18 protein-coding genes are annotated in these 23561 nt (G+C 67.8%); 1 reads left to right on the top strand and 17 read right to left on the bottom strand.

The genetic code is table 11. The features are described 5' to 3' along the window. Positions 1-38: 38 nt before the first annotated feature. The 5 genes from KHC23_RS19775 to fmdA all read right to left on the bottom strand — a co-directional run bounded on the left by KHC23_RS19775 (position 39) and on the right by fmdA (position 4952). Positions 39-1301 carry a cation:proton antiporter gene (locus KHC23_RS19775; RefSeq protein ID WP_213375032.1) on the bottom strand — a complete coding sequence of 421 codons (1263 nt, stop codon included), beginning with the start codon at positions 1299-1301 and terminating at the stop codon, positions 39-41. A gap of 28 nt (positions 1302-1329) precedes the next feature. Beyond that, entirely contained in the window at positions 1330-2157 is an 828-nt protein-coding gene (locus tag KHC23_RS19770; protein ID WP_271188656.1) for a potassium channel family protein, read from the bottom strand. A 636-nt stretch (positions 2158-2793) separates the two neighbouring features. Beyond that, positions 2794-3096 (bottom strand): FmdB family zinc ribbon protein, encoded by a 303-nt coding sequence (locus KHC23_RS19765; RefSeq protein ID WP_213375030.1) that lies wholly within the window; start codon positions 3094-3096, stop codon positions 2794-2796. Between the two features lie 49 nt (positions 3097-3145). Continuing rightward, positions 3146-3664: an AmiS/UreI family transporter gene (locus KHC23_RS19760; protein WP_213375029.1), complete on the bottom strand. Its 519-nt coding sequence runs from the start codon at positions 3662-3664 to the stop codon at positions 3146-3148. A gap of 61 nt (positions 3665-3725) precedes the next feature. Further along, the gene (fmdA, locus tag KHC23_RS19755) at positions 3726-4952 is read right to left on the bottom strand and encodes a formamidase (protein WP_213375028.1); all 1227 of its coding nucleotides are present in this window, start codon (positions 4950-4952) and stop codon (positions 3726-3728) included. Between the two features lie 251 nt (positions 4953-5203). Between fmdA and KHC23_RS19750 the strand changes: the two genes are divergently transcribed. Continuing rightward, positions 5204-5932 (top strand): winged helix-turn-helix domain-containing protein, encoded by a 729-nt coding sequence (locus KHC23_RS19750; protein WP_213375027.1) that lies wholly within the window; start codon positions 5204-5206, stop codon positions 5930-5932. 17 nt (positions 5933-5949) lie between these two features. Here KHC23_RS19750 and KHC23_RS19745 read toward each other — a convergent pair whose 3' ends face one another. From KHC23_RS19745 to KHC23_RS19690, 12 genes are all read right to left on the bottom strand, one after another. Beyond that, positions 5950-7098 (bottom strand): response regulator, encoded by a 1149-nt coding sequence (locus KHC23_RS19745; protein ID WP_213375026.1) that lies wholly within the window; start codon positions 7096-7098, stop codon positions 5950-5952. Continuing rightward, the gene (locus tag KHC23_RS19740) at positions 7088-9745 is read right to left on the bottom strand and encodes an ATP-binding protein (RefSeq protein ID WP_213375025.1); all 2658 of its coding nucleotides are present in this window, start codon (positions 9743-9745) and stop codon (positions 7088-7090) included. Before KHC23_RS19740 ends, KHC23_RS19745 begins: the two co-directional genes overlap by 11 nt. Before the next feature lie 347 nt (positions 9746-10092). Continuing rightward, positions 10093-10452 carry a hypothetical protein gene (locus KHC23_RS19735; RefSeq protein WP_213375023.1) on the bottom strand — a complete coding sequence of 120 codons (360 nt, stop codon included), beginning with the start codon at positions 10450-10452 and terminating at the stop codon, positions 10093-10095. 50 nt (positions 10453-10502) lie between these two features. Next, positions 10503-13232, bottom strand: coding sequence for a nitrate reductase (locus KHC23_RS19730; RefSeq protein ID WP_213375021.1), 2730 nt, complete (start codon positions 13230-13232; stop codon positions 10503-10505). Further along, positions 13232-14824, bottom strand: a complete 1593-nt coding sequence (locus KHC23_RS19725) for a sulfite reductase subunit alpha (protein WP_213375019.1) — start codon at positions 14822-14824, stop codon at positions 13232-13234. The genes KHC23_RS19730 and KHC23_RS19725 overlap by 1 nt, the downstream gene beginning before the upstream one ends. Further along, complete coding sequence (locus KHC23_RS19720) at positions 14821-16605, bottom strand: NirA family protein (RefSeq protein ID WP_213375017.1); 1785 nt, start codon at positions 16603-16605, stop codon at positions 14821-14823. The genes KHC23_RS19725 and KHC23_RS19720 overlap by 4 nt, the downstream gene beginning before the upstream one ends. Next, positions 16605-17861: an NAD(P)/FAD-dependent oxidoreductase gene (locus tag KHC23_RS19715; RefSeq protein ID WP_213375015.1), complete on the bottom strand. Its 1257-nt coding sequence runs from the start codon at positions 17859-17861 to the stop codon at positions 16605-16607. The genes KHC23_RS19720 and KHC23_RS19715 overlap by 1 nt, the downstream gene beginning before the upstream one ends. Positions 17862-17870: 9 nt before the next feature. After that, positions 17871-18665, bottom strand: a complete 795-nt coding sequence (locus tag KHC23_RS19710) for an ABC transporter ATP-binding protein (RefSeq protein WP_213375013.1) — start codon at positions 18663-18665, stop codon at positions 17871-17873. A gap of 10 nt (positions 18666-18675) precedes the next feature. Continuing rightward, positions 18676-19593: a nitrate ABC transporter permease gene (ntrB, locus tag KHC23_RS19705; RefSeq protein ID WP_213374997.1), complete on the bottom strand. Its 918-nt coding sequence runs from the start codon at positions 19591-19593 to the stop codon at positions 18676-18678. A 57-nt stretch (positions 19594-19650) separates the two neighbouring features. Further along, entirely contained in the window at positions 19651-20976 is a 1326-nt protein-coding gene (locus tag KHC23_RS19700) for an ABC transporter substrate-binding protein (protein WP_213374995.1), read from the bottom strand. A gap of 410 nt (positions 20977-21386) precedes the next feature. Next, complete coding sequence (locus tag KHC23_RS19695; RefSeq protein ID WP_213374993.1) at positions 21387-22556, bottom strand: CmpA/NrtA family ABC transporter substrate-binding protein; 1170 nt, start codon at positions 22554-22556, stop codon at positions 21387-21389. A 13-nt stretch (positions 22557-22569) separates the two neighbouring features. Continuing rightward, positions 22570-23160: an ANTAR domain-containing response regulator gene (locus KHC23_RS19690; protein ID WP_213374991.1), complete on the bottom strand. Its 591-nt coding sequence runs from the start codon at positions 23158-23160 to the stop codon at positions 22570-22572. Positions 23161-23561: the final 401 nt, after the last annotated feature.

Below are 23561 nucleotides of genomic sequence, written 5' to 3'. Positions count from 1 at the left end.
CAAAATCGGAAGTAGGGCGCATGGGTTCCGGCTCCCGCTCAAGGCGTGCCGAGACCGGGCCAGGTTCGCCGCGCCACCGCGCCAAGCGTAAGCCCCTGGACCACGATCGTGAACAGGACGACGGCATAGGTGGCCGCCAGCACGAGCGACTTGGCCGGGTCATCCGGCAGGGACAGGGCGAGGGCGACCGAGATGCCCCCGCGCACCCCGGCCCAGGTCAGGAACGGGACGTTCCGGCTGGAAAGCGTGCCGGTCCAGCGGAACATCAGTACCGGGGTCGAGACCGCGACGAGCCGCGCGACCAGGGCGACCGGAATGGCGACGACAGCCAGGGCCAGCACCTTCGGCTCGAAGCGCAGGATGATGACCTCCAGCCCGATCAGCAGAAACAGTACCGAGTTCAGCACCTCGTCGATGAGCGTCCAGAGGGAGGTGACATAGCCCTCCGTGTGCTCGCTCATGGCGTTGCGGGGCGCAAGATCGCCCACCACGATGCCGGCGGAGACAACGGCCAGCGGGCCGCTGAGGCCAAGTTTCTGGGCCACGGCATAGGTGCCCGCCACCAGCGCCAGGGTGATCAGGACCTCGACCGAGAAATCGTCGATCGCCCGCATGGCGCGATAGGCGCCGTAACCCGCGCACAGCCCGAGCATGACGCCGCCGCCGGCCTCGACAACGAGGTGTTCCAGAGCCGAGGTGGCGCTAAACGCCTGGCCGCCCACTCCCGTGGCAAAGCCGAGCAGCAGCGTGAACAGGACGACGCCGATGCCGTCGTTGAAGAGCGCCTCCCCCTGCATCTCGATCTGCACTTCGCCCGGCACGTTCACGTTCTTCAGGACGTTGAGCACGGCAACCGGATCGGTCGGGCTGATAAGCGCCCCAAAGACGAGCGCCCAGGCGAGGGGTATCGCCTGCCCGGCAAGGCTGGCGACACACCAGAACAAGGTACCCACGATCACGGTCGAGATCACGGTGCCGATCAGGGCGAGGAATGCGATCTGCCAGGCACGGTTGCGTAGCAGGCGGACGTTGAGATTGATGGCGCCGGCAAACAGCAGGAAGGCCAGCATCCCGTCCATGACGACCTCGGTGAAGTCGATCCGGCGCAGCGCGCCGGCCAGTTCCTCGTAGAGCAGCTCGTTGGGGAACATCGCCTCGACGCCGACCAGGATGAGCGAGGCCAGCAGTCCCATCACCAGGAGGCCCGTCGCATGCGGCAGCCGCAGAAAACGATGGTTCAGCCACCCGAACAGCGCCGAGAGGACGAGAAGGAGCGCGGAGATATCGAGGATGGAAATCATGCGGACCCCGCTTCGGTGGCCGGGCCCGTCATCCCCCGCCGGCGTCGGGTATGGTGAGAAGGTGGCCGCAGGCCTTGCAATGCACGGCGTCCGGCTCGTGACGCAGCAAGGCGCAGCGCGGACAGCGGAACGACACCTTGTAGGGGCGGAACAGGGCCTGGGCGAGCCGGACGAAGAGCGAGATTCCGACAATCATCGTGACGATCGAGGTCAGCTTGCCCGCCGTCCCCGGAAGCGTGATGTCGCCAAACCCCGTCGTGGTGATCGTGGCAACGGTGAAATAAAGCGCATCGACCCAGCCCTCCGTACCGGAGCCCGGCCCGGCAAAGACGGTGTAGACGAAACCGGTGATGACAAAGAGGCAGGTGAGGAGGTTGATTCCGGCGCGGCCGACATCCTCCCATTCCTGATGGCCGCGACGGCGAAGTGCCCGCCAGAAGAGATCCTTCTGCGACAGTGACCAGAGGCGAAGGATTCGCAGGAAACCGAGATTCACCAGCCAAAGCGGCGCAAGGAGCGTGGTGAGGACAACCAGATCAACCCAGACCACCGGCCGTCGGAACCAGCGTCCGATGTTGGTGGCTGCCGCCGCCCGAGCCGAAAGGTCGGCTGCCAGCAGAAAGGCGACGGCATAATCGACCCAGAGGAAGCCCCGCCATTCCTGAAGCACGGGGCTGAGGATGAAGAAGCCGACGATGACGAGATCGATGCTGGCGACCGCCCACTGGAAGCGCGTCGCGCGCCTGTCCGTGCCGTCGTAGAGTTCGCGCAGGCGTTCACGCCACGCGGGACGAAAAGCCGGCCCGGCGGGGTCGCCGTCGCGGTCAGCGTATCGCGCCTCCAGGAACGCCGACACGGTGGGCCCGTCGCTATGGGGCCGGACAGATGGCCGCTCTCCGTCTCGCCCTTCCCCTGTTGTCCCGCTCTCGATGTCCGCGCGCCCCATGAATCCCTCGATGTCTCCGAAGCCGAGCCGTACAAGCAGGCCCCGGCAGTTCGCGAGAACGAACCGCGCGCGGCTCGCCGGGTCGTTTGAGCCACGGCGTCCTCTCACCGAAACTGGCACTTTCTGCGGGAATGGCAACCGGCCGGGAACAGGCACCGGCGGCTTCCGGGCACGGGAATTCAGCGCAAACGATAGGGAGGAGGTGGCTGCCCGCGCCCCCTCGCTCTCGAACGACAGGCGGCGGCGTTCGAGAGCATTGCAGCCATGGCGGCACAACAAAGGCCATAGCCTTTGTTCCCGGCAGACGACCACAATCTCAAGCGCCTGGCGACGGGCACGTTAATGGTGAGCCACACGCGGTTCTGGCCGGGATCGCCGACACGGCAGGCCACGCAGCCCCGATGAGGCCGCGTGCCGCGAGCTTGGCCATGACACTTCACATGGGGGAAGCTCCACGAAGCCTATTTGACCGAGGCACCGCGGGCCCATCCCAAGCCGATTTGGCGCGGAGCCGACGAGAGGGTAACGACGTCGCTCCGGCCACCTTCAGTGCCCCAGCGACCAGCGCCGTTCGATCGGCGCCGGCTTGTTCGCGCGGGAGCCGCAGAGCGAACATCCGCAGCCGGCAAGGTGCTCGCGCGACACGACTTTCGGCTCCGAGGCGGTGCCCTCGGAGCGGGCCAACGCCCGGCGCAGCGTTCCGTTCATGGTACTGAGGCGCGGCATAGCCATCTCGCGCGGCGCGTTGGCGGCGCATTCCGGGCAGCAGGCCGACTGATCGGCCTCGCTCATGCTATTCCAGCCCTCGAACGGGCCGCACGCCTCGCAGGAATAGGTGTAGAGGGGCATCTTCTCGCTCCATGAGGGAAAACGGATGGCCCGTGGGCCATCCGGAAGGTCAGGGGTGCAGCCAGCCCTGCAGCAGCGACACACCCGGCACCCAGCCGGTGACGATGCCGATTAGCACCGTAAAGGCTCCGGTAAAGCGAAGTATGGGCTGTTTCATCGTCAGCAGCAGGAAGTAGCAGAACCACAGCAGGCCCCATCCCACCCAGTTCCAGCCCATCCAGACGGCGATGGAACTGTCCGCCCCGCGCAAGGACTGGATGGCGACCGGCGCGACGGTGATGGCGACGAACAGGCTGAACCAGCCCAGCCCGCGCCCATCGACCTTGGTCACCCGATTATACGCCACCCAGAAATAGGTGGAGGTGAACAGCAAGGTCAGCGCCGCGCCCTTGATGGAACCCGAATCCGCCTTCGGGTTGAACGCCCAGAACACTGAGATGGCGAGCGTCACCAGACCGGCTACGACGTTTACAACGATGATTTCACGATCCTCGATCTTGCCCAGCAGCCAGAGGCCGTTGAGCACGAGCACCGCGCCGACATAGAGCAGGCCAAGTCCGAGCAGCATGGTCGATCTCCTCGGCCCCGGCCGGACCAACCAGCCGGGGCGTCCGATTGCCGGAAAGGATTCAGCTCGCGCGGGCGACATCGACGCCCGACACCTGCCGGGTGGGGCCGGTGGAGTTCGGATTGATGTCGAATTCGAAGATCTTGGTCGGGATCGCCACCGTCGCGCAGACATTCGGTATGTCGACAATGCCCGAAATGCGCCCCTCGATCGGCGCGGTGCCGAGAATCGAATAGGCCTGCTCGCCCGAATAGCCGAACTTCTTCAGGTATTCGATGGCGTTGAGGCAGGCCCGGCGATAGGCGACATGGGCGTCGAGATAGTACTGCTCGCCCGTGTGCTCGTCGACCGAGATACCTTCGAAGATAAGGTAGTCGTCGAAATGCGGCTCGATCGGGCTCGGCTTGAAGATCGGATTGATGACCCCGTACTTGGCCATGCCCCCCTTGATGAGGCTCACGCCGATGTCGATCCAGCCGGCCATCTCGATGGCGCCGCAGAAGGTGATTTCACCGTCGCCCTGCGAGAAATGGATGTCGCCCATGGAGAGGCCGCCACCCTTCACATAGACCGGGAAGTAGCAGCGGGCGCCGCGGGAAAGATTCTTGATGTCGCAATTGCCGCCATGCTCACGCGGCGGCACGGTGCGCCAGCCTTCCGACGCCGCCTGGTCGCGGGCGGCGCCATGCATCTGGCCCATCAGCGCCGTGTCCGAATAAGGCAGGGCGGCGAGCGGGGGCACGCGATTGGGATCGGTGGCGACCAACGCCGCCTCGCGCCGGTTGGCCTCCGCCAGCAGCTTGTGGTCGGGCAGGCAGCCGATCAGGCCGGGATGCACCAGGCCGGGATAGCGCACCTTCGGGATATGGCGCGAAGTGGTGTAGATGCCGTGGAAGTCCCAGCAGGTCTTCGCCGCCTCCGGATAGTGCTCGGTGAGGAAACCACCGCCGTTCTGCTTGTCGAACAGGCCGTTGAAGCCCCACTCCGAGCCCTCAAGCGATCCGATGTCGAGAATGTCGACAACCATTAGGTCGCCCGGCTCGGCGCCCTCGACCCCGAACGGGCCGCTGAGATAGTGTACCTTTGTCAGGTCGACGTCGCGCACGTCGTTGGCGCTGTCATTGTTGCCGATCTGACCGCCGGTCCAGTCGTAGCACTCGACCCGGAACTCGTCGCCGGGCTTGAACATCTCGACCATGGGGATGTCGGGATGCCAGCGGTTATGGGTCCTGACGTCCTGATCTTCAGGCGCCTTGTTGAGATCGATCTTGAAGACGGTCTTGGCCATGAGCTTCCTCCTGTGAGGGTGCCGCGGCTTTCATGCCGTTCCTGAAGGCAGGCGATCGAAAGCCGCCATGCCCGCACCCTGCGCGAGGAAGCTAGGGGGCCTGTGTAAGCGCCTTTCCCGTGCCAGGGCCGGCAAATGTAAAGTTTTGTAATTCTCCCCCTGCGGCTGCCCTTTGGGCACGGCGACCGGCTATTATGGGCTTCAGGCGACGCAAGCGGTCGTCTCGTAGCGCGAATGCACGGGGCGGTAGAATGGGTGAAACGGTGCGCATGCCGCGCATCCTGATGGTGGATGACGACCGCCGGATGTGCGGTTTCGTCACCAAATTCCTCGCGCGGGAAGGTTTCTCCGCGGAGTTCGCGCTGGACGGCTCCAGCATGCGCGACGCCCTCGCCGTCACCCCTTTCGACCTGATCATCCTCGACCTGACGTTTCCCCGCGGCGAGGACGGGCTGTCGCTGGCGCGCACGGTGCGCGCGAACTGGCACATGCCGCTTCTCGTGCTGTCCGCCAAGTGCGAGACGGTCGACAAGATCGTCTGCCTTGAACTCGGTGCCGACGACTATGTGACCAAGCCGTTCGAGCCGCGCGAATTGCTGGCGCGCATCCGGGCCTTGCTCAGGCGTGCCCGGGGCCTGAGCCGCGCGCCGGCAGAGCCGCCCGACAACCGCCTTCGGTTCGGGGCGTGGCGGCTCGACCTCGATCGCCGCGAACTGATACGCCCGGACACCAGCCGCGTGACCCTCACCAGCCACGAATTCCGCCTCCTGCTGGCGCTCGCCGAACGGCCCGGCCGGGTACTCTCCCGCGACCAGATGCTCGATCTGGTCGCGAACCGGCAATGGGCGCCATTCGACCGCAGTATCGACGTTCTGGTCGGCAAGCTGCGGCGCAAGCTGGACGATGGAACTGGCCATCAGGTCATAAAGACCGTCCGTGGCGAGGGCTATGTCTTCACGCCGCCCCCGGCGCAGCATTGACCCGAAACGCCGCCCTGTCAGGGGTTCGGCGGCAGCGCCGGCAGTAGAAGCGTGACGCGCGTTCCGACGCCGGCTTCGCTCTCTATGAGCAGGTTGCCGCCGGACTGACGTGCGAATCCATAGGCGGTAGGCAGGCCGAGGCCACTGCCGCTCTCCGCCGGCTTGGTGGAGAAAAACGGCTGCAATGCGTGCTCGGCAATATCCGTCGCCATTCCACAGCCGTCATCCTCGACGACGATGCGCGCATAGGGTCCTGGCGGCATGTCTCCGAGGAAAAGCGGGGAGCCCGGAGGCAGTTCGCAGGTGTCGAGGGCAATCCGTACCGTGCCGGCGCTCGTCACCGCGTCGCGGGCGTTGAGGACCAGATTCAGCAGGCTCGCCTCGAGCTGGCGCGGATCGGCGACGGCGAGGCAGGGCACCGGCGGCCGGTGCAATTCCAGAGCGACCGCCGCGCTGATGGCGTGGCGCGCCCTGTCCACCACCTGCTCGACCACCTGGCCGAGGTCCAGCACGCGCGGAAGCAGCGGCTGGGCCCGACCTACGGCGAGCAGGCGCCTGTTGGCGGCGATCCCTTCCTCGACCGCCCCCAGCGCGTCAGCCACCAATTCGCGCATGACGGCCGGATCACCCTCCGCGCCCCGCGACAACTCCTCCTGCAGCAGCTTGAGATTTCCGCCCACCACGGTGAGCAGATTGTTGAAGTCGTGGGCGATACCGGCGGACAGACGCCCGACGGCCTCCATGCGACGGCTGCGGCGCAGCAACTCCTCCGCCTGCGCCCGGTCGCCAGCCAGCCGATGGCGGTCGAAGCACCTGCCGAGCGTCGCCAGCAGATCGGCGGGCTCGAATGGCTTGCAGACATAATCGTAGATGCCGGCTTGCAGCGCCTTGATGGCGGTCTGCACCGACGCATAGCCGGTGACCATTACCGTGAGCAGGTCCGGCCGGAGCCGCCCTAGCTCGATGGCGAGGGCCACACCGTCCTCGTGGCCGAGGCGAATGTCGACCAGCGCCACGGCCACGGCCGCCACCACGTCCCGCGCGCCTGCCCCGTCATGGGCGACCACCACGTCATAGCCTTCCAGTTCCAGCAGCAGGGCGAGGCTCGCCGCGAAGTCGTGGTCGTCGTCCACGATGAGGACGCGCCGCCGCTCGTCACGCCACATGATGGGACCCCGTATTGGCGGCGGGCAGGAGAATGTCGACCCGGGTACCCTCGCCGAGGCTGGAAGTGACGCAGACGCGCCCGCCATGGCGCTCGACCAGACGCTGGACCAGGGCGAGGCCGAGACCGAGGCCGAAGGGCTTGGTGCTGAACAAGGGTTCGAACAGCCGTTGGCTCGCCTCCTCGCTCATCCCGACGCCATTGTCGGCCACGGTAAGGCGCACGTTCTCGCCCTCGCAGCCGGTGGTGATCGCGACCCACCCCGGCGCGGCGCCGGCCGGGCGTTCGAGGACCGCCTGCATCGCGTTCTGCACCAGGTTGACCAGCACCTGCCGCAGCCGCTCGCCATCGGCCTCGATCATCCGGTCGCAGTGCAGTTCCAGTTCCAGCCCGACCGGGGAAAGCGCCCGCAGATCCGCCACCTGCTCCACGATCCAGGCATCGAGCGCCAGTGGCACCATGGTGACGTTGGGGCGCCGCGAGAATTCCAGCAGGTCGTCAATAATGCGCACGCAGCGACGCACATTGCGCTGAATGCGGTCGAGTTCGCTGCGCTCCCTTTCGCCGGCCATTCCGCCGGCCCGCTGCAGCACCGCGACCGAAGTGGCGAGCGTGCCGAGTGGATTGCGCAGTTCATGGCTGACGGTCGCGGTGAGTTGGCCGAGCGCGGCGAGGCGCTCGCTGCGCGTCAGCTCCTCGCGTGTCTCGTAGAGCTTCTCCAGCGAGCCGACCAGATTGCGCTCGGCGAGTTCGCGGCTCTCATTGGACAGGACGATCCACCAGGCGCTGATCGCCAGAAGTGGCAGGAGGGCCAGGAATATCCTCAGCAACAACGCGCCATTGTCGAGATGGGGGACGTCCTCCCCCGGATCGATGAGCCGATAGGTGAGCAGGAACAGCGCGCCGGTCACCACCGACAGCGCCACCAGCACCCCGCTGACCTTCAGCAGGCGTTGCGGCATGTGGGGCGCGATGCGCCGCGTGAAGCCGCTGCCGAAATAACGCGAGCGCGAGGTCTCCAGATCATGATGGGATTTCTTGCAGGCGTCGTGGCAGTGGGCGTCAAGACTGCAGCACAGCGAGCAGATGGGGCGCTCGTAGAAGCTGCAATAGGCCATGTCGTCCCGCTCATAGTCGTGATCGCAAATCTCGCAGCGCAGGATCGGCCCGGCCTCCCGGCTCAGGCTGGGATGGACCGGCGTGCGGGCGAGGTAGTAGCGGCCACGGGTGGCGAAGCCGATCAGGATGGCGGCGAGGAAGGCGAGCACGAAGGAAAGCGGCGCGGCATAGGCCTGCACCGCCGGTCCGAACACACCGGTGAAGGCGATCAGCGAGATGAGGGAGCCGAAGGCCATGCCACCGCAGCCGACCGGATTGATGTCGCGCAGATGCGCCCGCTTGAATTCGATGAAGCTGGGGCTGACCTTGAGGGGCTTCAACACCAAGAGATCGGCGACGATCGCGCCCACCCAGGCCATGGCGATGTTCGAATACACCGCCAGCACTACCTCCAGCGTGTCGAATATGCCCAGAAGCATCAGCAGCAGCGAAATGAGGATGTTGAACACCAGCCAGACTACCCGCCCCGGGTGGTAATGCGTCACGCGCGAGAAGAAATTTGACCAGGCGAGCGAGCCGGCATAGGCGTTGGTGACATTTATCTTGATCTGCGAAATCAGCACGAACAGGGTTGCGCAAAAAAATACGAGTGATGGGCTGTCAAACACATGGCTGTAGGCGGCAATATACATGTGGATCGGCTCCAGCGCCGACTGCCGTGGCAACCCATTCGCCAGGACAAGAACCGCCAGAAGCCCGCCGGCGAGGATTTTCAGTCCGCCGACCACAATCCAGCCCGGACCCGCCATCACCACGGCGCTCCACCAGGCGACACGGTTGGACGCCGTCTTCTCCGGCAGGAAACGCAGATAGTCGGCCTGTTCGCCGATCTGCACCACCAATGAGCACATCATGCTGACGGCGGCACCGAAGGCCAGGGCATCGAAGCCGCGCGAACCGGTCTCGAGGCCGGCGAAATGCGTCCAGGCGGCGATGTCCTGTGGCGCCTTCACGGCGATCAGGATGAACGGCAGGATCATCATCCCCAGCCAGAGCGGCTGCGTCACCATCTGCAGCCGTGAGATCATGGTAATACCCATGATCGTCAGCGGGATGATCACCAGTGAGGAGACGATATAGCCAAGCACCAGCGGCACATCGGCATAGAGCTTCAACGCCTGGGCCATGATCGCGCCCTCGAGCGCGAAGAAGATGAAAGTGAAGCTTGCATAGATCAGCGACGTGATCGTCGAGCCGATATAGCCGAAGCCCGCGCCGCGGGTCAGCAGATCGAGATCGATGCCGTATTTGCTGGAATAATAGGCGATCGGAAAGCTCGTGACGAAGATGAACAGCGCAACGACAAGGATCGCCAGCCCGGCATTCACGAAGCCGTAATTCAGGGTAATCGACCCGCCGATCGTCTCCAGGGCGAGGAAGGATATGCCGCCCAGCGCCGTGTTAGCGATGACGAAGGGCGACCAGCGGCGGAACGAGCGCGCCGTGTACCGCAGCGAATAGTCTTCCAGCGTCTCATTGGCGATCCACGAATGGTAGGACCGCAAGGCGGGCAGGTCAGGCGTTTCCACGGATATCGAACCTTGTTTTGGGTTCGAACGCTAGTGGATCGTCGCGGAGCGGGCCAGCGTTTCGTCCACCCTCCGCCGCGCTCCCACATACCGCCCGCCCCGTGCCGGCGTCCCCGGGGCGGGAAGCGCGGCCGCGACCGGTATGGCTCCGGCGCCGAGGAAGGGTTCCGGCGGACCGGGCAGTTGCGGAGCGCTTCAGCCCATTTCCGGTGCCCTTGCGCGGATTGAAGAGCGACCGGCCTTGTGGCTCGCAGCCCTCCCCTGCACTTTTCCAGCTTCGACGGGCGACGACATCGGAAGATGCCCGTCTTCCATTTTCCGAGGCGTTTTCACCCCGGATCACCACGTCAAAACGATCCGTGAAGCCGGGCCGTCTCCAATGAGTAGGTCAGATAGACTAGAAACAGGGCGGCTGATGACCAGATCGCGAGCCGGTGCAAGGTTGGGCGGGGTTGAGGGTTCCTGAATAGCTGGTGCCCGGCAAGGATGGCCATCAATCCGAGGGGACACCAGGAGGTCGCATCGTCGGTCGTCATCAGAAAAGCAGAGGCCGAACAAAGAACGGCCACACCCACGGTGGCTTCCGCGGGCATACCCCCATCGACCCGCATATGGGATGTGAAGGCGAGGGAAAGGCTTGACGCCGACAGGGCCAGTATGGCCAGCAATATGACCGTCAAGGCCACCGAGGGGGAAAGGATGGTCATCGGTTTTCCCGTGTTGCCCGAAGCCGGTCGCCTGGCCGGGCCCGCCGCTCCTACGTCGCCACCGGCTGGCCGGCGAGGAGGCGCCTGAGTTCGGGGATGCAGGAGCCACAATTCGTGCCCGCCTTCAGCCTTGTCCCGAGGCCCGCAACCGTAAGCCCCGGATGACTCTCCATAAGCGCCTCGATCTGAGGTTGCGCGACGCTGTGGCAGGCGCACACGATCACCCCCCCGGCGGCGGCGTTATCGGCCCGGCCGGACAGGATGCACCCGCGACGGCTCGCGTCGCACGGTGGCGTGTCGAACCACGCGAGGGGACCGGTCCAGTCAAGACGGCGCCCCGAGCGTTCGATGAAGGCGATGAGGCGGACGCGGCCGGCAGCGTCGAAATCGGCGAGCCGGTAGCGACCCGCGCTGCGGTCGACGAGATGGACGGCGTTCGGCCCCGCCTCACCCATGCCTTCGCGCAGCCATTCATGGGGTGGACGTTCATCCGCGATGAGATCGGCGATGACCTCGCCAATGCGGGCCCTCGCCCACCATCCTGAACGCGGCGTTTCCATGGAGTCGCGGGACAGGATGAAACCGCGATACGGCAGATCAACCCGCTCAATGGCGACAGGTGTGGCCTTGAGTTCGGGCTGCCCGGAATAGGGATCGGCAGTGCCGGCGATCACGCCGCCGACGCGGCCGGCCGATGAGGTCGCCTCGCTCCAGTGGATTGGTACGAACACGGTTCCCGGCCTTTGGCCGGGACAGAGCCGGGCCTCGACCACCACCGAGCCATGAACGGATTCAACGCGCACGAGCGAACCGTCGAGAATGCCGAGACCCGCCGCGTCATCCGCATTGAGCTCGGCGAAAGGGACCGGAAGATGCGCGCCGAGCCGTGGGCTGAGGCCGCTTCGGGTCATGGTGTGCCATTGGTCCCGAATGCGACCCGTATTGAGCAGCAAATTGTGGGACTTGCTGCACGCCTCGTGCACCTGCGGCGGCTCGGGCGCGATGAAGCGAGCCCGGCCGTCAGGTGTGTAGAATCGACCCTCTGCAAAGAACCGCGTCGCAGCCTCGGCGCCACGGTCAGGGCGAGGCCATTGGGTGGGGGGGAGTGTGTCGTAGGAGGGGGGATCGAGGTCGGTGAGACCGGTCAGATCGAAATCGCGCGTGCCCGCGTTCTCGAAGGCGGACAGGGCGGCGTGTTCGCGGAAGATGTCGGCCGCGCCTTCCCAGCCGAAGGCGGCCTCGTGGCCGAGGCGCCGGGCGACCTCCGTTATGGCCCACCAGTCGGCCTTCGCCTCTCCCGGCGGGGGCAGGAAGGCGCGCTGGCGGGAAATGCACCGCTCCGAATTGGTGACCGTTCCGTCCTTCTCGCCCCAGGCAAGGGCCGGAAGCAGGAGATGGGGGTTGCAGCCGATGGTGTCATTGGCGGCGACATTGTCCGATATCACCAGGAAATCGAGCTGCCGCAACGCCTCGCGCACCCTGTCCGCCTTCGGCAGGCTGACCGCGGGATTGGTGCCCATCACCCACAGCGCCTTGATCCGGCCGCCGGCGATGGCGTCGAACATCTCCACCGCCTTCAGCCCCTCCCGCTCGGCGAGCCGCGGCGCCTGCCAGAAGCGGCGCACCCTGTCGATGTTGGCCGGGGAGAAATCCATGTGCGCGGCCAATTGGTTGGCAAGCCCACCCACCTCCCGCCCGCCCATCGCGTTGGGTTGGCCAGTGAGGGAGAAGGGGCCGCTGCCGACGCGGCCGATGCGGCCGGTCGCGAGATGGCAGTTGATGATGGCGCCGACCTTGTCGGTGCCCTGGGCCGACTGGTTCACGCCCTGCGAATAGCAGGTGACCACGCGCGGGGTCTGCGCGAACAGCCGGTAGAAGGCGGTCAGCGCCTCGACCGACACGCCGGCCTGCGCGGCGGCGCTGGCGAGACTTGGCGCGAGTTGCCGGGCGGTCGCCAGAGCGACGTCGAAGCCGCTTGTGTGACGGGCGATGTAGGCCTCGTCGAGCGCGCCGTTCTCGGCCAGCCAGACCAGCAGGCCGGAGAAAATAATCGTGTCCTTTCCAGCGTTTACCGGAAGGAACAGATCGGCTTCGTCGCCGGTGGCGGTGCGGCGGGGGTCGATGACGACGAGCCGCGTGCCACGGCGCGCGCGAGCGGCCTCGATGCGGCGGAAGAGCACCGGATGGCACCAGGCGGCATTGGAGCCGACCAGCACGACGAGGTCGGCCTCGTCGAGATCCTCATAGACGCCCGGCACGGTGTCGGAGCCGAAGGCGCGCTTGTGGCCGGCGACCGAGGACGCCATGCACAGCCGCGAATTGGTGTCGACATTGGCGGTGCCGAGAAAGCCTTTCGCCAGCTTGTTCGCGGCGTAGTAATCCTCCGTAAGCAACTGTCCCGACAGGTAAAATGCCACGGATTCCGGGCCATGACGGTCGATCGTGGCGGCGAGAGTGCGGGCGATGCGGTCGAGCGCGGTGTCCCAGCCGACGCGCTCCAGCACGCCATTATCATTGCGTGCGAGGGGGTGAAGAAGGCGCGTCTCCAGCCCCAGCGTCTCGCCGAGGGCGGCGCCTTTCGAGCACAGGCGGCCGAAATTGGCGGGGTGCTCGGGGTCGCCGGCGATGGCCGCCCCGCCCTGCCCGTCCGGCGTCGCCAGCACCCCGCACCCCACCCCGCAATAGGGGCAGGTGGTGCGGACGGGCGGGTGACCGATGAGACCGGCGGGGTGGACGATGGGGCCGGTGAGGCCGATCGGACCGGGAACGGGCGCGTTCATCAGTAGACATCCGCCTGATAGCGTCCGGCCTTCTTCAAGGCCGCGACATAGGCCATCGCCGCGTCGGTGGTTCGCCCGCCATGCGCGGACACGACATCGACCAGCGCCCGCTCGACATCCTTCGCCATCCGCCTGGCGTCGCCGCAGATGTAGAAATGGGCACCTTGCTCAAGCCAGGCGAACAGGTCGGCGCCGACCTCGCGCATGCGATCCTGCACATAGACCTTCTCCGCCCCGTCGCGGGACCAGGCCAGCGTCAGGCGGGTGAGGTGCCCGCCGGCGCGCATGCCGGTGAGTTCATCCTCGTAGAAGAAGTCGCAGGCGCTGCGCTGATGGCCGAAGAACAGCCAGTTGCGCCCCGGCGCCTTGGTCGCCATGCGCTCCCAGAGAAAGGCCCGGAACGGCGCGATCCCGGTTCCCGGCCCAACCATGACGACCGGCGTCGAGGGGTCGGCGGGCAAGGCGAAGCCGTGCGCCTTCTGCACATAGGCGCGCATCGGCGTCGCGGGGTCGAGGCGCGCCGACAGGAAGGTCGACCCGACCCCGAGCCGCAGCCGCGAGCCCACGCGATAGCGCACAGCATCCACGGTCAGCGACAGCCGGCCGGGCGTCGCCTTCGGGCTGGACGAGATCGAGTAGAGGCGCGGCTGCATCGGCTCCAGCGCCTCCAGCAGAACCTCGGCGGGGATGGCGGGCCGGCCGAACTTCTCCAGCGCCGCCAGCACATCGAGCGAGGCGGCGTCGCCATCGGGGTCCTCGCCGGCCGCGAGGGCGCGGGCCTTGCGCCGGGCCTCGCCGCTGGTGAGGTAGGTGAGAAGCTGGAACAGCCCGTCCGGGGCCGCGCCGAGCGCGACATCGCGGGCGAGGACGGCGGCGATGGGACGGCCTTCGACCGGTTCGTGCGCATCGGCGCCGATGGCGGCCAGCACCCTCTCGACCAGGGCGGGATCGTTCTCGGGGAAAATGCCGAAGCTGTCGCCGACCGCGTAGTCCGGCCCCGCTTCGCCGAGATCGATGTCGATGTGCCAGGTTTCCTTTTCGGAGGCGGCGCCGTTCAGCCGATAGCGGCCGGCCAGACGGACGAGAGCGGGGTTATCGCGGGAACTCCCCGGCGCTCCCGCCGGAATCGGGGGAGCGGCATCGAGGCTCTCGCCGGCTGCCGCCGGCACAGGGGCCGCGCCGCGCTCCTGCGCCAGCGCCTTCAGCATGCGCGCCGTTTCCTTGCCGCCGGGCGCGCAGAGGTTGAGCTTGCTCTCGGTGCCGGCGGCAAGCGCGGCGGCGTAGCTCTCGCAGACATAGCCGCACTGGCCGCAATCCTGCTGCGCCATCGCCGCCATCATGCGCCGGGGCAGCGGGCGCCCTTCGGCAAGGCTCATGCGCTCGTCGAGCGGCATGGCCGGATCGTGCCACGGCGCGCCGTCATCCTCCGGCGGCGCGAGGGCCGCGACGTCCATGGCGGCGCCGGCGGCGGGCGCCGCCGGGGCCAGCACGGCGGCGAAGAAGCCGTTGAGCCAGGCGCGCTGCTCTTCGCTGAAGGGCGCGGTTTCCGGCATAAGGGTGACGGTGGGTGGCATCGGCATGGGCGCATTCATCGGGGCTGCTCCGGCCCGGCCGCCACCAGCGCGCGCAGAACGTCCGGCTCATGGCGTCGTGAGAAGCCGGCTAAGGTTTCACTGGCGTCGGCGCGGTGGGCCAGCCATGTCCTGAGCAGGGCCTCGACATGCTGCGGCGCATCTTCGGCGCGCACGTCGCGCCACACTTCGCGGGCGATGGCGGCATCGGAGCCGAAGCCGCCGCCGACCACGACATGGTAGCCGGCGACGGTGTCGCCTTCCTCATTCACCGGCACGCGGGCCCCGACCAGGCCGATATCGCCGATGTAATGCTGCGCGCAGGAATGATGGCAGCCGGTGACGTGGATGTTGACCGGCAGATCGACGTCGACCCGGCTTTCGCAATGCCGGGCGATGGCTTCGGCGGTGGCCTTGGTGTCGGCATTGCCGAACTTGCAGCCCGCCGCCCCGGTGCAGGCCACCAGGCCCGCCCGGATGGCACTCGCCCGCGCGGTCAGGCCGAGCGCTTCCAGCGCCGCCTCCACCAGCGCCACATCGGCCTCGGCGATGCCGGAGAGGATGAGATTCTGCCACACCGTCAGGCGCAGGTCGCCATCGCCGAGATCCCGCGCGATGGCGGCGAGGCCGTGCATCTGCGCGACACTCATCCGGCCGAGCGGCAGCACCACCCCGACCCAGTTGAGACCGGGCTGCGCCTGCCGGTGCACGCCGACATGGCCGAACCGGTCCACCGCCGGGCGGGGCGCCACGGCCTGCGGCGGCACGCGCGCCAGCTTTTCGCCGAGAACCGCCTCGGTGGCGGCGAGGAATTTCTCGAAGCCCCAGGCGTCGAGCACATATTTCAGCCGCGCCTTACGGCGGTCGGTGCGGTCGCCATGCTCGATGAAGACCCGCACGATGGCGTCGGCGACACGGGTGGCGTCGGCCTGCGGCACGATCACGCCGGTATCGCGGGCGAGGTCGAGATGGCCGGTAATGCCGCCGAGGACGAGCCGGAACCACACCCCTTCGGCCACCCCATGGCCCGGCGCCACCGCCACCGCCTGGAAGCCGATATCGTTGGTGTCCTCCAGCGCGCCGACGGCGCCGCCGCCGTCGAAGGCGACGTTGAACTTGCGCGGCAGGCCGTAGAGCGAGCGGTCGGCCAGGATGTGATGGTGCCACTCCAGCGCATAGGGGCGGGTGTCGAGCAACTCCTGGGGGTCGATGCCGGCGGTGGGCGAACCGGTGACGTTGCGGATATTGTCCGCCCCCGAGCCGCGCGAGGTGAGCCCCAGGCCGACCAGCTTCTCCAGCACGATGGGGCCATCGCCGGCCGGAATCTCGCGGAGCTGGAGATTGGCCCGCGTGGTCACGTCGCTGTAGCCGCCGGCATGCCGCGCGGCGATGTCGGCGATGCCGGCGAACTGCCAGTGGCTGAGAATGCCGTTGGGAATGCGCAGGCGGCACATGTAGCTGTCCTGCGTCGGCGCGACGTAGAACAGGCCGTGGAACTTCCACCGGAACACGTCGCCGCCCTTCGGGAACACACCCTCGCGCGCGTGCTGCTTCATGCGGGCATAGGAATCGAGGCCGAGTTCCTCGCGCTTGATCTTCTCTTCATTGACCAGCTTGCGGCCCTGCGCCTCGGTGCGCGCCATGGCCCGATGGGCGGCGGCATCGGGGCCGACGGGCTCGGGCGTCGCCGCAGCTGGCGACGGTGCGGCCGCGCCCAGCCCGCCGGACGCGCGGGTGGCGGCGATGCCGGCGACGAAGCCTTCGAGATAGCGCTTCTGTTCCGGAGAGAATTCGGCGCCCATCACGCGGCCTCCCTGTCGAGGATCGGGGTTGGGAAAGCGCCGGGAGGGCCGAAGGCGATGTCGGCCCGCTCGCCGCCTATGTCGCGTCCCGAGCGGATCAGCTCGAGGTAGTACGGGCCGTCGGCCGTATCGCCGAACAGCACGGCGCCGACCAGGCGGGTGGCGTGGGCGTCCTCGCGCAGCACCAGCCGGCGGTAGTGCGCGGCACCGCTATCGGCGAGCACGATGTCCTGGGTGGCGGCGTCGCCGGTGAAATCGCCGGCGGAAAACACCCGCACGCCGGAGACCTTGAGGTTGGTCGCGATGACGCTGCCGGCATAGGTGGCCGCGCTCTCCGCACCGCCGGCCAGCCGGGCGGCCAGCACCCGCGCCTGCTCATAGGCCGGCTCGACCAGCCCGTAGACCTCGCCGCGATGCTCGGCGCATTCGCCGATGGCGTAGATGCCCGGCGCGTCGGTGGCGAGCCCGTCATCGACCAGCACACCGCGCCCACAGGCGATGCCGGCGGCGCGGGCCAATTCGGCCTGCGGGCGCACGCCGCAGGCGACGACGACGAGATCGGCCGGCAGGCACCGGCCATCGGCGAGGTGCAGCGCCTCGGCCCGGGTGGTACCCTCGATCCGCGCGGTCGAGGCGCCCAGATGCACGGCGATGCCGCGCGCCTCGACCGCGCGCCGGAGCAAGCTTGCGGCCGGCGCGTCCAGCTGGCGCTCCATCAGGCGGTCGGCGAGATGGACGACGGCGGTCTCGACCCCGGCGGCGGCGAGCCCGGTGGCGGCCTCCAGCCCGAGCAGCCCGCCGCCGATGACGACCGCCCGGCGGCCCGGGCGGGCGGCGGCGAGCAGGCTGTCGACATCGGCGCGGTCGCGAAAGGTCGTCACGCCGTCGAGCTCCATCCCCGGTACCGGCAGGCGGATGGCCTGCGAGCCGGTGGCGAGGACCAGCGACGTGTAGGGCAGCACCGCGCCATCCGCCAGGCGGACCCGCCGCGTGGCGGTGTCGATGGCGTCCACCGCACATCCGGTGCGCACGCTCACGCCGCGCGCCTGCCACCATTCGGCCGGGTGCAGCTCGATGTCCGCCGCGCCGATCTCGCCGGCCAGCAGCGAGGACAGCAGCACCCGGTTATAGGCCGGGTGCGGTTCCGCCCCGACGATGGTGATGTCGAACCGGCCCGGCGCGAGGGTGCTCAACTCCGCGCAGAGGCGCGTGGCGGCCATGCCGTTGCCGATGATGAGAAGGGCTTCGCGTTGCATGGGATGCCCTCACGCCGCGTCGACGAAGCGGTGGCGCTCGTAGAGGAACTTCAGCACCGCCTCGCGGCAGGCCAGATAGGCCGGGTCGGCGACCAGATCGAGCCGGCGGCGCGGGCGTTTCAGCGGCACGTCGAGAACGTCGCCGATGCAGGCGGACGGGCCGTTGGTCATCATCACGATGCGGTCGGACAGCAGCACGGCCTCGTCCACGTCGTGGGTGATCATCAGCACCGTATTGCCGAGGGTGGCGTGGATCTGCATGACCGAATCCTGCAGATGCGCGCGGGTGAGCGCGTCCAGCGCGCCGAACGGCTCGTCGAGCAGGAGAACCTTGGGCTCCATCGCCAAGGCGCGGGCAATGCCGACGCGCTGCTTCATGCCGCCGGAAATCTCCGACGGACGCTGCTCGCGGGCATGCCCCATCTGCACCAGGTCGAGATTGTGCAGGGTCCAGTCGTGCCGCTCGGCGCGGCTGCGCGCGCCGGAGAAGACCTTGTCCACGGCCAGCCGCACATTGTCGTAGACCGACAGCCAGGGCAGCAGCGAATGGTTCTGGAACACCACGGCACGGTCCGGGCCGGGGCTGTTCACCTCGCGCCCGTCGAGGATGACCCCGCCGGCGGTGACGGTGGTCAGTCCGGCGACGATGTTCAGCAAGGTCGACTTGCCGCAGCCCGAATGGCCGATGATGGAAATGTACTCGCCCTTGGCGACGTCGAGACTGACATCCTTGAGCACCGCGGTGACGGTGCCGCCGCGGGTGAAGGACTTGTCGATGTGATCGAGCTTGAGATAGGCGCTCATCGAACCCTCCTCAGGCGGCCGTGCCGCGGGTGACGAAGGCGCCGATGCCGGCGACGAGGCGGTCGAGCACGAAGCCGACCACGCCGATATAGACCAGCGCCACGATGATGTCGGACAGGCGCGAGGAGTTCCACGCGTCCCAGATGAAGAAGCCGATGCCCACGCCCCCGGTCAGCATCTCCGCCGCCACGATGGCGAGCCAGGACAGGCCGATGCCGATGCGCAGCCCGGTGAAGATGTAGGGCGCCGCCGCCGGCAGCATGATCTTCACCAGGAATTCCAGCGGGTTGAGCCGCAGCACCGCCGCAACGTTGCGATAGTCCTGCGGGATGTTGCGCACGCCGACCGAGGTGTTGATGATCACCGGCCAGATCGCGGTGATGAAGATCACGAAGATCGCCGAGGGGTTGCTGTCGCGGAACGCGGCGAGCGCGATCGGCAGCCAGGCGAGCGGCGGCACGGTGCGCAGCACCTGGAACAGCGGGTCGAGCCCGCGCGTCGCCCACACCGACTGGCCGATGAGCACGCCGATCAGGATGCCGGCCACCGCCGCCAGGCCGAAGCCGATGGCGACGCGCTGCAGCGAGACCAGCACCCGCCAGCCCAGCCCGATGTCCTGCGGCCCGTAGACGAAGAACGGGTCGACGATCAGGTCGTAGGAATCGAGCCAGATGGTGGAGGGCGGCGGCAGTGTCGCGCCCGGTCCGGAGCAGAGAAGCTGCCAGATGCCGAGCAGCAGCGCGATGACCACGGCGGGCGGCACCACCGCGGCCGCGAGCCCGCGGGCCCGAGTGAGCAGGCGGGCGCGGACGCCCCGCCCGGGCACGGGCTTCAGCCGCACGATGCGGGCGCTCTTCGTGGCGGGAACGGGGGCGCCCTCATCGTGGCGAGCGGGATCGAGGGTCGGACTGAGTGCCGTCATGGACATGGCAGGCTCCGGTGGCGGGAGGTCGGGCATCCGCGCGCCCTGCGCGCGGCGGCGGCGTCACGCGATGCGCTTGATACCGAGGCTGGCCAGATAGGCCGACGGGTCGTCGGGATCGAATACTTTGCCGTCGAAGAATATTTCCTTGCCGCGCGAGGTCGAGGCCGGCATGTCCGCCGCCGCGATGCCCAGCGCGGACGCCGCCTCGCGCCAGAGATCCTCGCGGTTGACCGCGTTCACCAAGGCCCTGACGTCGGTTTCCGGCTCGAACTTGCCCCAGCGTATGTCCTCGGTGACGAACCAGGCGTCATGGCTCTTGAAGGGGTAGGAGACGTTGTCCTTCCAGAACTTCATGTAGAGGTCGCTGCCGGTGACGACGCGCCCGTTGCCATAGTTGATGTCGCCCTTGAGACGGCCGACGACATCCTTGGCCGGCACGTTGAACCACTGGCGGCGGCCGAGGATCTGGGCCATCTCGTCCTTGTTGGCCATCTCGTCGCACCATTGCTGGGCTTCCATGACCGCCATCAGCAGGGCGCGCGCCGCGTTCGGGTTCCTGTCGACCCAGGCGGCGCGCATGCCGAGTGCCTTTTCCGGGTGGTTCATCCACAATTCGCCCGTCGTGCAGGCGGTGTAGCCGATGCCCTGATTGACGAGCTGCTCGTTCCACGGCTCGCCGACGCAGAAGGCGTCCATGTTGCCGACCTTCATGTTCGCCACCATCTGCGGCGGCGGCACGACGATGGTCGAGACGTCCTTGTCCGGGTCGATGCCGGCGCTCGCCAGCCAGTAGCGCAGCCACAGATCATGGGTGCCGCCCGGAAAGGTCATCGCCACCTTGATGTCCTTGCCGGCGGCCCGCTTCGCCGCGAAGGCGGCCTTGAGGGGTGAGGCGTCCGTGGTTGCCTTCAGCTCGGCATAGTCGGCGGCGACCGAAATGCCCTGGCTGTTGTAATTTAGCCGGGCCAGGACATACATCGGCGTCGGCACGTTGTTCTGCGTCACCTTGCCGGTCGACATGAGATACGGCATCGGCGTGAGGATATGCGCACCGTCGATGCCATTGCTCTCGCTGCCGAGCACGAGGTTGTCGCGCGTCGCGCCCCAGGAGGCCTGTTTGAGCACCTCGGCATCAGGCAGCCCATGCTTGGCGAAAAGACCCTTTTCCTGGGCGATGATAAGCGGTGCCGCATCGGTCAGGGCGATGTAGCCGAGGACGACGCGTGTGGTCTCGGGCCCGGCGGCGGCGGCATGGGGCACGCCGCCGGGCAGGACAAGGCCGACACCCGGGAGGGCGGCGGCGACGCCGAGGGTGGCGGCGGAAGCCTTGAGAAAGGAGCGGCGGGAAAGGCGGTCGAGCGGATGGCGGGTCGGCGTATCGATCATGGGCTGGTCCTCGAATCATGTTTCGAGCAACCGCGCGGGCCAGGCCCGGACGCGGCAATGAAACGCAAAAAGCCACGGCCCCGCACAGGCGAACCTGTCACGGAGTCAGCGGCTTTGCTGGGGCCCTTCAATGGGCTTGGAATCGGGAACCCGCGGTCATCATTGGCCAGCGGCGTCTGTTTACATGCAGGCACCGTGCCAGTTTTGGCGAACGGCACTGTCGCGAACTGATCTAAAGAAAAATCAGTGACTTGGACGAATGTCGGGTGCGGAGGACGCACGGCGATCGGGCCGGCCGGCTGCGCTTAATAAACGCGCATGTGGTGCCCTTCTGTGCATTGTGCCGGTGGATGGGGCGCCCCGCCGGCCGCTGCCCTTGTGGATCAATGCCTTGTAGGCCGGCGGGACCATCAGGCGGTGCCGAGGCGGGCGAGATAGCCTTCCAGATCGTCCGGGGTGAACGGGGTTCCGAAACGCGTGCCGACCGGGTCCGCCGGGGCAGGCCCGGCCGCCGCCACCGACGCCGCGCCGCCGGCCGCCGCCAGGGCGGCATCGTAGAGGCCGGTCGCGTAGACCCGCACGGCCTGCGCGGCGGCATCGGCCGAAAACGGCGTCTGCCCCGCCCGAACCATCTGCGCGTAGATCCAGAGCGCGTGCGCCGGCGCCGGGCGGTTGGCGCCGTCGCGGTGCATGACGAGAAAATCGGCGTCGGAGCGCGCGGCCCCGTCCCCGGCCGCGTTCAGCCGCCCTTCCAGCGCCCGCGCCAGCATGTCCGACGGCAGGCCGAGATGGCGCGGCTCGGACAGGAGGAGGGCGAGTTCGTCGCGGGCCTGCGGCCGCTCGCACCAGCGCGCCGACGCGTCGAGCGCGCGCACCAATTGGGCCAGCACGCCCGGCTCGGACCGGGCAAAGCGCGCATGAACGCCCAGGACCTTCTCCGGCGCGCGGGAAAACAGCTCCGATCCCAGCAGCGCGATGCGCCCGACCCCGGCCTCCACCGCCACGCTGTTCCACGGCGAGCCGACGCAGAAGCCATGGATCAGGCCGCTGCGCAGGCTCTCGACCGTGTAGGGCGGGGGGACCACCACCAGCCGGACGTCGCGGTCCGGGTCGAGGCCCGCGGCGGCCAGAACGTGGCGGAGCATGTAGCTGTGGGTCGAGAAGGGATAGACGCTGGAGAAGGTCAGCGGCTCGCGGCCGGCCCGCTGCCGGCGCCGGACCACCTGCCCGAGCGCGCGCGCCGTGCCGGGACCGCTGCCGAGATCCTCGCCGGTCTGCTCCATGTCCTCGTAAAGCGGATTGGAAACGGTGATCGCGTTGCCATTGAGGTTCAGCGCGAACGGCGCCACCAGCGGCACCCGCACATGGCCAAGGCCGAGGGAAGAGGCGATGGCCAGCGGGGCCAGCATATGGGCGCCGTCGAGCAACCCGACATTCACCTTGTCGCGGATGTTCGCCCAGGAAACCTCGCGGTGAAGTTCGAGGTGCAGCCCCTCGGCGGCGGCGAAACCGCGCTCGGCGCAGGCGATCAGCACCGCCGCGTCGGTAAGCGGAATAAACCCGATCGCGAGCCGCCTCATGCCGATGGCCTCCTCATTTCAGCAGCTCCGCGGCGGTGATGACCGATTGCGCGATGTCCACCAGCCGCCGCTTCTCGTTCATGGCGGTCCGACGCAGCAGCGCGTAGGCCTCCGCTTCGTCCAGCCCCTTCAGCTTCATCAGGATGCCCTTGGCGCGATCGACGGTCTTGCGCTCCTCGAGCTGGGTGCGGGTGTGCTCCAGTTCCTCCTTGAGGCGGGCAAAGGCGCGGAAGCGGCTGATCGTCATGTCGATGATCGGCTTGACGCGTTCCTTCTTCAGCCCGTCGACGATATAGGCCGACACGCCGGCCTCGATCGCCGCCTCGATGGTCGAACTGTCCGACTGGTCGACGAACATGGCCACCGGGCGCTTTACCTCGCGGCTGACCTGGAACATCTGCTCGACCACGTCGCGCGAGGGCGCCTCAAGGTCGATGACGATCACGTCGGGGTCGATGGCGTGCAGCCGCGCCAGCAGGTTGTGCCGCTCCGACAGGCGCAGCACATTGACATACCCCGCCTCGCGCAGCCCGTCCTCGAGGATGGCGGCGCGCAGCGGACTCTCGTCGACGATGACGATCTTGAGGGAAGGGTCGGGCGTCATGATCTCACGGCGCCGGCCAGACGGGGGGCATGCGGTTCATCAGGCCACCGCATGCAAGCGAGGGGCCATCGCCACGGCCGCGCCGGGCGACAGCCTTGCCGGGCGGCCGATCGACGCGTCGGCCAGCGGCCACGCGTGCAAACTTAGCCAGCTTCACGGCTCGCTTCGCCTGGAGCATTTCCCTGATTCACTGAAGCGGGGAAATGCTCCGGCTTGTTGAGTTCACGCGTTTTCCCGCCGCGAACCGGAACCCACGTCGCTCGAAAATGCTCAAGCCCGACAGTCGACCCTCCGCGCGGGGGCCGCGGGATCGGCTGCCCCGGATCGACCCGTATCGGCAGAGCGGGATATCCTTCCCGACGCCGCCGCGCGGGCCCGAGCCTGCGGGCGGTCAGGAGATC

Source organism: Ancylobacter dichloromethanicus (genome assembly GCF_018390645.1).
Taxonomy (GTDB): Bacteria; Pseudomonadota; Alphaproteobacteria; order Rhizobiales; family Xanthobacteraceae; genus Ancylobacter; species Ancylobacter dichloromethanicus.
Note: the sequence above shows the minus strand (reverse complement) of the source record. Positions and strands in the feature narration are given on the sequence as shown.